Below are 13,942 nucleotides of genomic sequence, written 5' to 3'. Positions count from 1 at the left end.
ATAAATTCAGATTGTTTAGCAATTAAAATTGATTAATAAATATTTGAGGTAGGTATGGCATTATGGGGTGGGCGTTTTAGCCAAGCAGCAGATCAACGTTTTAAACATTTTAATGATTCTTTGCGCTTTGATTATCGTCTTGCTGAGCAAGATATTATTGGATCTATAGCTTGGTCTAAAGCATTGGTCACGGTTAGTGTCTTATCCTATGATGAGCAAAAAAAACTCGAAAAAGCCTTGAATGAATTATTAGTCAGTGTTCAACACAATCCTCATCAAATTTTAGAAAGTGATGCTGAAGATATTCACAGTTGGGTCGAACAAAAATTAATTGAAAAAGTGGGCGATCTTGGTAAAAAATTACACACAGGACGAAGTCGTAATGACCAATCTACTACCGATTTAAAATTATGGTGCAAATCTGAAATTCAACAGTTGATTTCAGCCATTAATCACTTAAGACAATCTTTAGTTAATACGGCTGACAAGCATCAAGAGACTGTGATGCCAGGTTACACCCATTTACAACGAGCACAACCCATTACATTTGCGCATTGGTGCCTTGCTTATTATGAGATGTTAACACGTGATGTGAGCCGTTTACAAGATACGTTAACACGTTTGGATGTGAGTCCATTAGGTAGTGGGGCACTAGCCGGTACCGCTTATCCAATGGATCGGGAGGAGCTTGCAAGCTGGTTAGGGTTTGCTCAAGCAACAAATAACAGTTTAGACGCTGTTTCTGACCGTGACCATATTCTGGAATTATTAAATAACGCTTCAATTGGTATGGTACATTTTTCACGTTTTGCAGAAGATTTGATTATTTTTAATAGCGGTGAAGCTAATTTTGTTGAATTGTCTGATCGTGTTACATCGGGTTCTTCATTGATGCCTCAAAAGAAAAATCCGGATGCTTTAGAGTTAATTCGAGGAAAAGTCGGGCGAGTTGTGGGGGCTTTAACTGGCGCAATGGTCACTTTTAAAGGATTACCGCTTGCTTATAATAAAGATCTACAAGAAGATAAAGAACATCTGTTTGATGCTCTAGATACATGGCTTGAATGCGTAGATATGGCCGCTTTAGTATTGGAAGATATCAAAATTAATAACGATAGATGTCGAGAAGCCGCCAAACAAGGTTATTCAAATGCGACTGAACTGGCAGATTATTTAGTTGCTAAAGGTATACCATTTCGTGAAGCCCATCATATTGTGGGTGAGGCCGTGGTCGGTGCTATCGCTAAACAAAAAGCTTTAGAAGAACTCTCATTAGAAGAACTAAAAGCGTTTAGTTCGGTAATCGACAATGATGTTTACCCAATTTTGTCTTTAGCATCTTGTATTGCCAAACGTTGTGCAAAAGGGGGCGTATCACCAGACCAAGTAAAAATGGCGATTGAAAATGCTAAACAACAATTAGCAATTTAATTGCTCATCCCACCTGTTTAGCCAGTATTTTGCTGGCTTTTTATATTATCACTGTTTTTATTACTCAATAATCTTATCAAATATACAAAACAAATTTGACGTCGATTATTCAAAAAATCTTGATAAAAATCTGATTGTATATCTTGCCAGACAGTGTAAAAATGTATGTCTATTTTTTGAAGGATTAAAGTGAATTGCAATGAGTAAGAGTTATAACTTTAGTGCAGGTCCGGCTAAAATACCTGCTGATGTTTTACAACAAGCACAGGCTGAATTATTAAATTGGCAAAATACGGGCGCTTCGGTGATGGAATTAAGTCATCGAGGCAAAGAGTTTGATCAATGTGCGATTGATGCAACCAATGATCTGCGTGACATTTTAAAAGTACCCTATAATTATAAAATATTATTTTGTCAGGGTGGGGCTCGCGCACAATTTGCAGCTGTTCCTTTAAATATTTTAGGAAATAAAACTAGTGCTGATTACATCAATAGTGGATATTGGAGTGAATGTGCAGCTAAAGAAGCAAAAAAATATTGCAATGTTATCGAACAAAATATTGTTATTAAACAGGCAGGTATCACATCGGTTAAACCTATGTCTGATTGGCATTTAAATAGTGATTCGGCATATGTCCATTATTGCCCAAATGAAACCATTGATGGTGTCGAAATATTTGAAGAACCTAATTTTGACGATAAAATTGTAGTGGCTGATTTTTCTTCTTGTATTCTATCTCAACCTATTGATGTTAGCCGTTATGGTATCATTTATGCAGGTGCCCAAAAAAATATAGGTCCTTCAGGAATTACCATTGTTATTGTCCGAGAAGATCTTCTTGGTCATGCTAAATCTATTCTGCCTTCCGTTTTAGACTATAAAGTGTTGAACGATTACGATTCTATGTTTAATACTCCGCCAACCTTTGCTTGGTATATGTCAGGTCTAGTTTTTAAATGGATTAAAAAACTTGGCGGATTAGAAGCGATGGCAAAACGCAATCATGCTAAAGCGCAACAACTTTATCAATTTATTGATCAGTCAGACTTTTATCGAAACACTGTGGCTAAAAATAATCGATCCATCATGAATGTAACGTTTTTATCACCCAATGAAGAGTTAGATAAAAAGTTTGTCAGTGAAGCAACGCAAGCCAATATTATTGGTATAAAAGGGCATCGTATTGCCGGTGGAATGCGAGCATCAATTTATAATGCGATGGATATTGAAGGTGTGAATTACTTAATTAAGTTTATGAAACAATTTGAAGCTCAAAATGGATAATTAAAATTAATTTTGTGAATAAAAAAGGGGAGTATTTCCCCTTTTAATCAATCTTAATTACAACGATAAACATCACCAACCATAACCGCATCAGTTGGTGCAACATCTGAGATATATTGTAATGATGCATCTTGAGCATCATATATCACATTTCCCCCCATAGCAGCAGCTTTGTTCATCAAATCAGATGCAGCATCACGTATCAGTTCGCTATGTGTTTTTGTACCAGAAAAAAATGTTCCACGACGTCCTTCTGCTTTACCTAACAGTTGGCAATTAGCCGTTGGTTTAGTATCAACAAACTGAACTTGACGCCCAGCTTGGGTAAGCTCATATTGAGAATTACTACATGCATTTAAAAATAACGCTGTAGACACTGTTAAACTAACTAATAATAATTTTTTGCAAGACATAATATTTCCTCAGCCATTAGAACAACAGAACATTAATTATAACCTAAAACATTGTAACAGGTTAATGGGTTTAAAAATATCAGTTATTAAAATCCAAAGTATCCAATAGATTAAAGATTAAGAAATAAGCAAACCGACTTAATTTATGCATTTAACTATAGCAAAATCGATTTAAGTCTATTATAATCGCAAACCTACTAACTTAGTAGCACATCACTAAAGGCCCCTTAGCTCAGTTGGTCAGAGCAGTCGACTCATAATCGATTGGTCACTGGTTCAAGTCCAGTAGGGGCCACCATCATAAGAATCAAGCAAATTTATAAACGTTCAAAAAAACATTATTTATTAAGTCATCCATATCTAACTGTAAAAGCATCCATCTTTTTTATCAATTCTGATTCGAAAGTTAGAACTTTAAGTTGAATCATTTAAAATTAGTAATGTGAGCTTTATCGGCAATTTATTTTTAGCATAAACGAAAATTGAACTTATGTTTAAAAAATTATTTTATTAATTTAATATATTTATAATCATATAGTTATCTATTTTATTTTAATGAGATATATGTATTTTTAATTAAATAAAACCGATAATTTAGCTTGATTAATTGACACCGTACATTTTTGCTGTATAATTAACCTAAACTAAGATAATTTTATTTAAAGCCCCGCTATAAATAGTGGGGCTTTTTTATTTCTCGAAAACATTAATGGGTTACTAAAATAATAATTTCCCGTTTTTTAGTTGATAGAAATGAAATTGATAGTTTATAAAATATTCCAGATTTATTTTTTATATGATCAATGCCAAATTATTTAAAAAGGAGGTTTTCAAAAAACGTAAAAAAATAATTAATTTTTTCTTACTAACAGTGCCATCAGTATTAAAAAAGATGTTATATCTTTTCTTGCAACTTTTTAAGTTAACATAAGTAACGTTTTAATTTTTAGATTTAAACCTTAAACATCATCTCCATCGTGAGTTTATTCAAACTCTCAACAACTTTCTAATAATACAATCTCAAAAAATTAAATCAGAAATTTCATCAGTATATTAGATGAATTGATAGCCTCAATTCTAACGATTTATTTAGAAATTCTGATAATCAACCACCGCAAAATAGCAATATTTTCAATTGTTATTTTGCAAATACAACTAAAACATTTAATTAATTAGGAAATAATATGAATACAACAAAAACAATTGACAGTAATGTTACAAGTTTATACATCGCAGAAGAAGATGATTTAAAAATACTTCCTAGCAATCCTGTTTGGCATGGTATCGAAGTAAATAGCTATAGTGATTTCGGCGGTTCTACAACCTTACTACAGCGAGAAACGATCAATCCTTCACGACAAAATCAAAAGGGTAAAATTGTTGATATTGATGCTTCAGCAGGTTTTAGCCTTGATATGACTAAAAATATTTTTCCATGGCTAATGCGAGGCTTCATGTTTGCAGAAGCAAGAGAAAAATTTACAACTCAATCACTTAGCGGTAAAACATTACCTATTAAGAGTGTATCAAAAGGTTATAATTTTCTAGATAGTCATAAATTACCGCAAAAATTACTGACAGGCACGATTATTCATGCTTCAGGGTTTAGCAATTTTGCAAACAATGGTTTAAAAATTGTATCTTCTTGCTCTGATAACAATATTTCAACTAACTCAAGTACACCACAAATAGAAGAATTGAATCCGCCAGCTAGCGCAAAAATTTCTGCGGTAGGTTTTAAATTCAGCTCTGGTAGTTGTTCAATGGAAGTTAAAAAAGGAACATTACCTAAATTGGTTTCTACTTCGACTGATTTAACTAAGCTCGGATTAATTGAAGGTGAATGGATTTGGGTTGGTGGTGATGCATCGGACTCTTATTTTCCAAAAAATAGAGGTTGGGCAAGAATAACCGAAATTACTGCGAAAACAATAACTTTTGATGATACCGACTTTGTGCCTGAAAATGATACCGGTGCTAATATTAAATTAGAAATCTATTTTGGAACGGTAATTAAAAATGAAAAAGAACAAAATAAAATTGTTAAAAAAACCTATTGTTTTGAACGAACACTCGGTTCAGTTAATAACGAAATTCAAGCCCAATACGTTAATGGGGCAGTTGCAAATGAATTAACCATTAATATGGGGTCAGCGCAATATGTTACTGCAGATTTGAATTATGTTGGATGTAATTCTTTCACGAAAAAAGGGAAGGATCGAATTATAGGTGAACGTTTAGAATGTGATAAATCATCACCTTTTAACGCAACTTCTAATATTTATCGACAAAAATTAAGTATCAATGATACCAAAAGTTCAACACCAAGTGCTTTATTTGCTTATGTTACTGATTCCAGTTTAGCTATTTCTAATGGTGTTACAGGAGTTAAAGGACTTGGAATTTTAGGAAGCTTTGATGTATCAGTTGGTAATTTTAGTGTAACCGGATCAATTACCGCATACTTTTCTTCAGTTGATGCGATTGAAGCGATTCGAAATAACGCCGATGTTGGCTTTTCGACAATTTTAGCTGCGGAAAATTCAGGTGTCATTTTTGACATTCCTTTATTAGCATTAAGTGGTGGTATGCCTAATATAGAAAAAGATCAGAAAATTACGATACCACTTGAGAAAACAGGGGCGGAAAACAAACATGGTTACACAATGATGTATCAAACATTTGAATACCTTCCTGATTCAGCAATGCCATATGTTAACGTTTAATTATATTAATCATAATTGTGCTTTTTAGGAGAAGAAAATGAGTTTATTTGAACAATTTGAAACAGATAGAAATAAAGAAAAAGATGGGGTTCCAGTGACTTATGGAGCCAATAAAGATGGAACAATTCCAACGTTCTATTTAGCCCGAATGGGAGGCGTAAATTCTAAATACTCGATGTTAATCAAAAAACTAACTAAACAATACAAAAGACAAATACAGTTAGATTCTTTGCCAGAAGATAAAGTCATTGAAATTTCGATGCAAGCTTTTGTTGGTGGTGTACTAAGAGGCTGGGAAAACATACAAGGACGTGACAATAAAATTATACCGTTCACTTCTGACAATGCAATTAAGCTCTTAACTCAGTTGCCAGATTTATTCAATGATTTAATTGCACAAGCAAGTGATATTGATTTATTTAAAACGGTTGAGCTGGAAAAAGATATAAAAAACTAATTGAAGTCCTTGAATATCAACTTGATATGAATGGAAAGGACGAAGATATCATCAGAATGTCTCAACAAATGGGACAAGCACTTCCAGATAAAATCAAAAATAAACCCGAACTTGACGAACATCTTGAATTTTACTATCAAGCTTTTCTCGATTTAGATACGACACGATCACATTCAATGGGCCCAACACCTATTTCATGGTTAGCAATCATTGAATACGCTCGGTTTTATCAATTAGATAATGAAGATACGAATGATTTTGTTTATCTAATACGTGAAATGGATAAGGTAAATTTAAAACATGTTAATCGGGCTTTTAAATCAAAAAACTAAGTAACATTTTTTAAAAGTAGATGATTATTCATCTTTATTAAGCTTAGTTCATTAAATTTTTTATTGAAAATAGAGTGGTTATATAAGGCTAAAATGAACTTGTATAACTACTACTATTTTGTAAAAAGTTTACCTATAAATAATTTAAATCAGCGCTTTAAAAATATATCAACATGAGAGACAGACTTATTAGTTAATAAATATTGTACCTCAATTTGATTATATTCAGGCAAAAAAGGGGTTTATATGGCAATTGAAACATTACAGTTTTCAGAGAATATTCCTTCCTCAATCAAAACAAAGCTAAAAGGTATCGATAGTGCTTCAGTTTCAGCAAGAATAAATTTAAACAAATTAAAAACATTGTTAAAAAATAGTTGGAATACAGATCCGTTTAAGAAAGCTGAAGATAGTATTAAAAACTTAAGTAACGAAATATTAAAAAGCTTTGAGGTTGTAATAAATCGTACAAAAATATTGAAGAATCCAAATGAAAATTTCAATACATTGACGACAAAAACAAAAAATACAGGGATAGCACAACATCAATCAACAGCTAAAAATACAGATAACACATTAATAACTCCAGATGAACAACTTTTACTAAGTTCGTTAAATCCAATAAATGATAAACTAACAGAATTCAACAAAAAACAATCAGAATTGGCAGGCATCTATCAAAAAGCAGCAATTAGTCAAAATGAGTACAGTGACTATATGACATTATTGAATCAGCAATATAATGAATCAATAGATCCGCTTGGTAATTATAATAAAGAGTTAGAGCGAACATGGGAACTGATGAAACTCTCTTCTCAAGAAAGGGCTATAGAAAATGAATTTAATCGTATCACTCTAGATCTGATGAATAAAGGTTTAATATTAAATCAACAGCAAAATGCTGAATTAAGAAAAACAATCGAATTGAATCAGGAATATTTGAGAATACTTGCGATTAAAGACGGCTTAGAGAACAATTCAAAAAAACAAAAGCAACAAGATTTTGGTGATTTGGTTAATGCTTTAAGTCTGTCCGAATTAGATGATAATGAAATAATCAACGTGTTGAACACAGATAGTCGAAGTCCATTTACAGGAATGTTCGAAAACTCTTGGAGCTTATTAAGTTTGCAGATTGAACAATATCAATCGATGTATGATCAAATAAATGTTCTTACAGAAAAATTCAATCTTGATCAGTCGGTTGCCGCATCATTAAGAGCACAAGTTTGGGCCAAACAAAATGATGTTATTTTAAGTCAGGCAGATAAATTTTTTGGCAATGTGGCAAAATTACAAAGTTCAAATAATGCTACGATGGCTAAAGTTGGTAAAGCAGCAGCGATTGCACAGGCCATTGTAAATACTTATCAATCTGCTAATGCTGCCTATGCATCTATGGCAGGTATTCCTTATATAGGCCCGGCTCTAGGTGCAGCAGCTGCGGCGGCGGCTATTACTTCCGGTATGGCGAATGTCGCAGCCATTCGATCTCAATCAACAGGCTTTATGAAAGGTGGTTATACGGGGAATCTGGCACGAACTCAGGTAGCAGGTCTAGTACATGGTCAAGAATTTGTGATGAATGCGTCAGCAACGCAACGAATAGGGGTTAATAACCTTGAAGCCTTACAACGTGGAGATATGAGTAGCATACAAGTTCCTCAAATTACAAATCAAAGTTCAACATCTGAAAAAGCTGAAAGTAGCTTACAAACTATTGCCCCAATCATTAATATTGCATTAGTCAATGACAATGACAGTGCACAGCAATGGTTATCTACTCAAGAAGGTGTCAAGCGAATAATGCAAATAAATCGAGAAAATGGTGATGAACTAGCAACAATAGTGAAAGCTTGTTAATTAAAATGTCTAAGTAAGACCAAATTGCATCAAAATTGAAAATCCCAAATGATATAGTTATAAGATCAAAGTGGATTTAAAACTTGAGTAACTAATAAAATTAAGCGCCTCAATTGGCGCTTTTTCTTTATAAACATTCAAGAACAAATTAACAAAAGCGCATTTAGCTAGCCTTTCACCATTGTCAACATATCAAAAATTGCTTAATTCTTATTTTAAAGAAGGCCAACATGTCAAATATCATTACAGAACAACCCATAAAAGGGGCTAAAGAAACATTTTCCTGGCTAACTGATATCATCGAAACAAAAAACGGTAGAGAGCACAGAATAGGTTTACGTGCTTTACCACGAGTTTCTTATGAATACTCATTTTTAACTCATATTCATAATCGTAACTATTATTTAAATTCACTCAGAAATAATTTTACTGAGATATGGTTGATACCAGATTGGTTGTCAGGAATATATCTTGGGGAACTAGAATTAGGTCAGAAAACTATACCTAATATCTTAAATCAAAAAGTGGGTGATAAGTTTTTGATTTACCAGAATGCTGAACATAGTGAAGTAAATGAATGGCTACAATTACCAAAACAAAATCCATTAGAATTTGTTTTCATAGAACCCAAAAAAACCAAATTAGTGTTTGAACTAAAAAAAAGAGTTCCTGTTGAAAAGCAGGTCAATATAAAACCGATAAATTATCATTATAAAGCAGCGTATATTCTTCCATTAATGCCATGTTATCTTACTAATACTAAATACACGACTTCAGGGTATGAAAGTCAAATAGATATTAGTGTTGAGCTAAGTCATGAATTGAATTTTAGCAGCGGCGCTAATTATGGTATCAAGTATCTTGGATTAGAAGTATTGCATAATTGTTATGGAGTGAATGAATCAACAATTCAAAAAGATATTGAAATTGTTGATTATGATCTAGGTAAAATTACCCGAATTGAGAATTGGCAATATTCAAAGCTGTCTCGATCTTTGACTTTTTACCTTGATGGACTGAAAGAAATCCAGGCTTTTAAAAAATTTATTTATCGAATCGAAGGAAAACTTAACGCATTTTGGTTATGTGATAACGATGAAAATCTTGTTAAAACACATATATTAGGCGATAAGATTTATATAGAAAATCAATCATTTAACCCATCATTTAAATATTTAGCATTATTTCATCCAGATAGTGTTTCGTATGTAAAAATTATCAATATTAAAAATACGGGTAAAAGTATTCAATTAACGATTGATCAAGTTATCACTAAGCCTATAACAAAAATTAGTCACTTAATGTTATGTCGTTTTGACACCGATGATATACAAATTGAATACGATACCTATTTACAAGCTCAATCTAACATTCCAATAATCGAGGTTTTCGATGATCAATATTTTTAAACAAGCTGAATTATATGTTTTTAATGATGGAATCAATACATATCGTTATACCAATGGTATGCGTGAACTAAATATTGATAATCAGACATATAAAAAAGAGTCCATCAATCGCACAGCGATAAAACGGGATGCCGCTATTTCCAAAAATAAAATTGATATAACCATGCCAATTACTAATGAAGTCGTGAAATCATGGATAAACCCGGATATCACGAAGCATTTACTTGTTGATATCTATATTCTCGATAAAAAAAATATGACTACGATGTCATGGAGTGGGCGTTTAACTCAGACATCAACATCAGAAAAAGAGATGGTGATGACATTTGAATTATTGATTACACGCTCAGGGCAAACTGGTGTAAATGAAAAAATTCAGCGTAATTGTCGTTATTCTCTTTATGGCGAACATTGTGGTCTAAATAGAGAGGATTTTAAGGTAGAAGGCACTGTGTTAGCTTATGAAAATGATATCGTCACGGTTGAATTTGAACGTGAAATTGAAAATGGTTATTTCACGGCAGGTATTTTAAGGACACCTGAAGGCGAACAGACGTTTATTAAAGAACATAATCAATCATCAATAGTCCTAATCAGAAAAAATCAGCAATTGTTGGACAATTTAAATAAAGGGATATTACAAATTACGCTGTACAAAGGTTGTTTAAGAACCCTAAATTCTTGTCATTCATTTAATAATACCATCAATTATGGTGGATTTCCTTATTTACCTTTAGAACCGTTAAATAACGGTAATTCAATTGTTTAGGAGCGAAATATGTTTTTTTTAATTTCTGCATTAGTTGCTGTTGTTGTTGGAATGGTCGTTGGGATGGTGTCTTCAAAGGGCAAAGCAAATCAACAAAAAATAGAAGTTGATGAATTTAAAACGGGAACTTCAACAGAAGGAACGGGAATACCCATTGTATTTGGTACCGTTAAGATAACCAATCCAATTTATACCTGGATTGGAGATAAAAAAACGTCAGCTATTAGAAAAAAAGGTGGCAAAAAATAATGAAAATAATTGTAACCAGAGACGATATGATTGCAGTAAAACAATGTAGTCGTGGTGGACGGGAGTTTTTTAAACGTCATGGACTCGATTGGAACCAATTTTTGAAAGAAGGAATAGATGCTGAAATTTTAAAATCAACCAATGATGCAATGGCAAATCAAGTTATAGAACATGCGGAGCGTAGAACATGGGCGGAAGTAAGAAAAAGCAAACTGTAGGTTATAAATATTACGCTGGAGTCAGTATGGTTTTATGTCAAGGCACTATCGATAAATTGACTAATATTAGCGTAGCAGACAGGACAGCATGGCGAGGTGCTGTGCAAGATGGACAAATAGCCATAAATAAACAAGGATTATTCGGTGGTGACAAAAGGGAAGGTGGTGTATCAGGTACAGTTGATGTGTATTCAGGTCATCATCAACATAATCGAAATAGTTATTTGGCAAGTAAATTATCAGCTATTGTACCGGCTTATCGTCATGTCGCGGGTCTTGTATTCCGACAATTTTATTGGGGAAATAACCCTTATATGAAAGATATTTCGGCAGTTGTTCAGCGTATACATTATCAAGACTCCAAAAAAACACGACAATGGTATGACAGTAAAGCAGAAATAAGAACTGAAAATGGAAGTGCAAATACAGCTATCCATTTTATATTGGATACTTCAATGAGTATGAGTGGAGGGCGAATCCAAGCACTTAAATCAGCGATGAAACGTGCTATACAAAATCTTTCAACTTCAATCGATTTGATGACATTAAGATTAGATATTCTGATAACCACTTATCAAGGCGGAAATCCACAAACAAAACTAGTTAGAAAAGTTTCTCAAAACGATATTGTAGGTCTTTTATCTTTTATTGATAATTTAAAAATTGTTGGCGGAGAAAATCTTGAAAATGTGTTATCTCATTCTATAAATTTCTTTAAAGACACATTCAATCAAACAATGAATCGATGTTGTATTTTTGTTAGTGATGGTGAACTAGAAAACGCTGACCATATCAAAAATGAAGAAATTCATAATATGATTGATAAAAAAGGTCAATTTAATGAACAAGATGAACATGATGTCAATATATTTTGTATCAATGTTGATAATACCAATAAATCATTAAGTTCAAAAATTGATAATACGCCAGAAGATGGGATACCAGTAATAAAGGGAACCGATTCGAACATTATTTATGATACCATCATGAATGCAATCAATAATCTCAATGCAGATATGAATCCCGCTCACATACTAAGAGAATTAGTACTTAATCAGCAAAATGGTTTTAATTCGAGCCTAATCAAGAACAGCATTAACGAAGATTCATTTAGACAAGCTGCTGATCTCTTTTATCGAGAAAAACTTGGTCTTTCTTATATATGGAATGATCAAAGTAAGTTTGAAGATTTGAAGAAAAATATTGAAAATACTGCAAACTGTGTTTTATATCAAAATGCTAAAACAAATCAATTTGAAATAAAAGTAATTCGAAATGACTACCATATTGAAAAATTACCTCTTTTTGATAAAACGAATATAGTCAAAATTTCCGATATTAAAAAAAATATCATCACTGAGATGATTAACTCGGTTACCGTCAATTTTATAGACAGAACAAATGACTATAAACAAGGTTCAGTGACTGTTCGGGATGATGCTTTAATTTTGATGGCTGGACGTGAAAATAATACGACTGTTACTTATGATATGGTTTACAATCGTTCATTAGCTTCTAGACTAGCACTTCGTGATTTAGCCGCATTATCTTCAGATTTAGCTTCTGTTTCATTAACCCTTAATTTAGACGGAAGAATGCTTAATCGTGGTGATGTTTTTGTATTGGATATGCCACAGCTAGGGCTAAATAAAGCCGTAATGCGTGTAACTTCACTTGATTACGGTACTCAGAAAAGTAATCAAGTTACCGTTGAATGCATGAGAGATGTGTTTTCATTGCCATCATCGACAGTGGTAAGTAATCAACCCGTCATTATACCCACAACCGATATAAATTTAGCTAAACCAGCTGAACATTACGCTATTATGGAATGTCCCTATTATGAACTGGTTTATAATTACGGGCAAAGAGAAGTTGATTTTATGATTCAAGATGATAAGTCGATCGGTCAAATAGCTGCAACAATTGCATCGCCACCTGAGGGGACTTTTCATAGTGAATTAGTTACCTCTCTTTCGAATACTTTTGAGAATCCAGAAAATATCATAGATTGTGAAATGAGATTAATAGAGCATGAACTTGATCAAGTTACATCAATTATTACACTCAACTTTAATCCACCAGAACAAGACTATAACTGGATCTTGATTGGAAACGAAATTTTATATGTTCAATCTTTTTCTAACAATCAGCTGACCGTCAAAAGAGGGTGTCTTGACACATTACCAGAAAAACATGAAAAAGGGAGTAAAGTCTATTTTTGTGGGGGACAATTATCATTAAAAAGTGATGAATATTATCAAGGTGATAAAGTTGATTGCCGAATTATTACAAACACTTCTACTGATTCATTAGATCCTTCATTAGCGACAGGTGCAATGATTAATATTCAAGGTCGAGCTGCAAAACCTTATCCTCCTGCAAATGTTACGATAAATAATTTTTATTTTCCCGATAAACTCAGTACCGACCTACTCTACATCAAATGGTCATCGAGAAATCGACTTCAACAAACATCAGGAGAACTTATTGGATGGTATGAAAGCGATATTACACCAGAAAGTGGTGTTAAATATCATCTGACCATCAAACTCAATAAAAGAATAATTGTAGATCAAATTATTGATGTTACTACATTTGAATTGGATGTTTCTGAATATCTTCAGGGAACGCTAGATATTCAAATATCAAGTATTGTCGATAATATTTATTGTTTTACACCATTTTCTCATTCGATTGAACTTCATAATGACTTAATTTTTAAAATTCATGAAGAACAATCAGCAATTGATAAAAATAATCTACTAGTCAAAATTAAATAGGAAAAAT

12 protein-coding genes and 1 tRNA gene are annotated in these 13,942 nt (G+C 32.7%); 12 read left to right on the top strand and 1 reads right to left on the bottom strand.

Annotation, left to right across the window (positions count from 1 at the left end; genetic code table 11):
- Positions 1 to 54: 54 nt before the first annotated feature.
- Positions 55 to 1,431, top strand: a complete 1,377-nt coding sequence (gene argH / locus ACGH6P_RS02745) for an argininosuccinate lyase (protein ID WP_411596675.1) — start codon at positions 55 to 57, stop codon at positions 1,429 to 1,431.
- A gap of 199 nt (positions 1,432 to 1,630) precedes the next feature.
- Positions 1,631 to 2,716 carry a 3-phosphoserine/phosphohydroxythreonine transaminase gene (serC, locus tag ACGH6P_RS02740; protein WP_411596674.1) on the top strand — a complete coding sequence of 362 codons (1,086 nt, stop codon included), beginning with the start codon at positions 1,631 to 1,633 and terminating at the stop codon, positions 2,714 to 2,716.
- A 53-nt stretch (positions 2,717 to 2,769) separates the two neighbouring features.
- Here the strand turns inward: serC and ACGH6P_RS02735 are convergent, their stop codons facing one another.
- Positions 2,770 to 3,129, bottom strand: a complete 360-nt coding sequence (locus tag ACGH6P_RS02735; RefSeq protein WP_065557704.1) for a DUF4156 domain-containing protein — start codon at positions 3,127 to 3,129, stop codon at positions 2,770 to 2,772.
- Between the two features lie 221 nt (positions 3,130 to 3,350).
- Between ACGH6P_RS02735 and ACGH6P_RS02730 the strand changes: the two genes are divergently transcribed.
- From ACGH6P_RS02730 to ACGH6P_RS02685, 10 genes are all read left to right on the top strand, one after another.
- A tRNA-Ile gene (locus tag ACGH6P_RS02730) sits at positions 3,351 to 3,427 on the top strand.
- A gap of 886 nt (positions 3,428 to 4,313) precedes the next feature.
- Positions 4,314 to 5,855, top strand: coding sequence for a phage tail tube protein (locus tag ACGH6P_RS02725; RefSeq protein ID WP_411596673.1), 1,542 nt, complete (start codon positions 4,314 to 4,316; stop codon positions 5,853 to 5,855).
- 37 nt (positions 5,856 to 5,892) lie between these two features.
- A complete protein-coding gene (locus ACGH6P_RS02720; RefSeq protein WP_267352273.1) occupies positions 5,893 to 6,312 on the top strand; it encodes a hypothetical protein in 420 nt (139 codons plus the stop codon).
- Positions 6,313 to 6,338: 26 nt separating this feature from the next.
- Entirely contained in the window at positions 6,339 to 6,644 is a 306-nt protein-coding gene (locus ACGH6P_RS02715; protein WP_267359819.1) for a hypothetical protein, read from the top strand.
- A gap of 246 nt (positions 6,645 to 6,890) precedes the next feature.
- Positions 6,891 to 8,507, top strand: coding sequence for a hypothetical protein (locus ACGH6P_RS02710; protein ID WP_411596672.1), 1,617 nt, complete (start codon positions 6,891 to 6,893; stop codon positions 8,505 to 8,507).
- A gap of 230 nt (positions 8,508 to 8,737) precedes the next feature.
- The gene (locus tag ACGH6P_RS02705; RefSeq protein ID WP_411596671.1) at positions 8,738 to 9,916 is read left to right on the top strand and encodes a hypothetical protein; all 1,179 of its coding nucleotides are present in this window, start codon (positions 8,738 to 8,740) and stop codon (positions 9,914 to 9,916) included.
- Positions 9,900 to 10,685 carry a phage BR0599 family protein gene (locus ACGH6P_RS02700; RefSeq protein WP_411596670.1) on the top strand — a complete coding sequence of 262 codons (786 nt, stop codon included), beginning with the start codon at positions 9,900 to 9,902 and terminating at the stop codon, positions 10,683 to 10,685. Before ACGH6P_RS02705 ends, ACGH6P_RS02700 begins: the two co-directional genes overlap by 17 nt.
- A 9-nt stretch (positions 10,686 to 10,694) precedes the next feature.
- Positions 10,695 to 10,934 (top strand): hypothetical protein, encoded by a 240-nt coding sequence (locus ACGH6P_RS02695; RefSeq protein WP_411596669.1) that lies wholly within the window; start codon positions 10,695 to 10,697, stop codon positions 10,932 to 10,934.
- Positions 10,934 to 11,152, top strand: a complete 219-nt coding sequence (locus ACGH6P_RS02690; protein WP_220217144.1) for a hypothetical protein — start codon at positions 10,934 to 10,936, stop codon at positions 11,150 to 11,152. Before ACGH6P_RS02695 ends, ACGH6P_RS02690 begins: the two co-directional genes overlap by 1 nt.
- Positions 11,122 to 13,935, top strand: coding sequence for a phage tail protein (locus ACGH6P_RS02685; protein WP_411596668.1), 2,814 nt, complete (start codon positions 11,122 to 11,124; stop codon positions 13,933 to 13,935). The genes ACGH6P_RS02690 and ACGH6P_RS02685 overlap by 31 nt, the downstream gene beginning before the upstream one ends.
- Positions 13,936 to 13,942: the final 7 nt, after the last annotated feature.

The organism is Gilliamella sp. CG25 (assembly GCF_046635705.1).
In the GTDB taxonomy this organism is placed as follows: Bacteria; Pseudomonadota; Gammaproteobacteria; order Enterobacterales; family Orbaceae; genus Gilliamella; species Gilliamella apicola_I.
This window is presented reverse-complemented; position numbering and strand designations above follow the sequence as displayed.

Excerpts from the sequence above, each read along its gene's own strand:
- ACGH6P_RS02690 (WP_220217144.1), top strand. The coding sequence starts at position 10,934 with ATGAAAATAATTGTAACCAGAGACGATATGATTGCAGTAAAACAATGT.
- argH (WP_411596675.1), top strand. The coding sequence starts at position 55 with ATGGCATTATGGGGTGGGCGTTTTAGCCAAGCAGCAGATCAACGTTTT.
- ACGH6P_RS02705 (WP_411596671.1), top strand. The coding sequence starts at position 8,738 with ATGTCAAATATCATTACAGAACAACCCATAAAAGGGGCTAAAGAAACA.
- ACGH6P_RS02710 (WP_411596672.1), top strand. The coding sequence starts at position 6,891 with ATGGCAATTGAAACATTACAGTTTTCAGAGAATATTCCTTCCTCAATC.
- ACGH6P_RS02695 (WP_411596669.1), top strand. The coding sequence starts at position 10,695 with ATGTTTTTTTTAATTTCTGCATTAGTTGCTGTTGTTGTTGGAATGGTC.
- ACGH6P_RS02735 (WP_065557704.1), bottom strand. The coding sequence starts at position 3,129 with ATGTCTTGCAAAAAATTATTATTAGTTAGTTTAACAGTGTCTACAGCG.
- ACGH6P_RS02685 (WP_411596668.1), top strand. The coding sequence starts at position 11,122 with ATGGGCGGAAGTAAGAAAAAGCAAACTGTAGGTTATAAATATTACGCT.
- ACGH6P_RS02715 (WP_267359819.1), top strand. The coding sequence starts at position 6,339 with ATGAATGGAAAGGACGAAGATATCATCAGAATGTCTCAACAAATGGGA.
- ACGH6P_RS02700 (WP_411596670.1), top strand. The coding sequence starts at position 9,900 with ATGATCAATATTTTTAAACAAGCTGAATTATATGTTTTTAATGATGGA.
- ACGH6P_RS02725 (WP_411596673.1), top strand. The coding sequence starts at position 4,314 with ATGAATACAACAAAAACAATTGACAGTAATGTTACAAGTTTATACATC.
- ACGH6P_RS02720 (WP_267352273.1), top strand. The coding sequence starts at position 5,893 with ATGAGTTTATTTGAACAATTTGAAACAGATAGAAATAAAGAAAAAGAT.
- serC (WP_411596674.1), top strand. The coding sequence starts at position 1,631 with ATGAGTAAGAGTTATAACTTTAGTGCAGGTCCGGCTAAAATACCTGCT.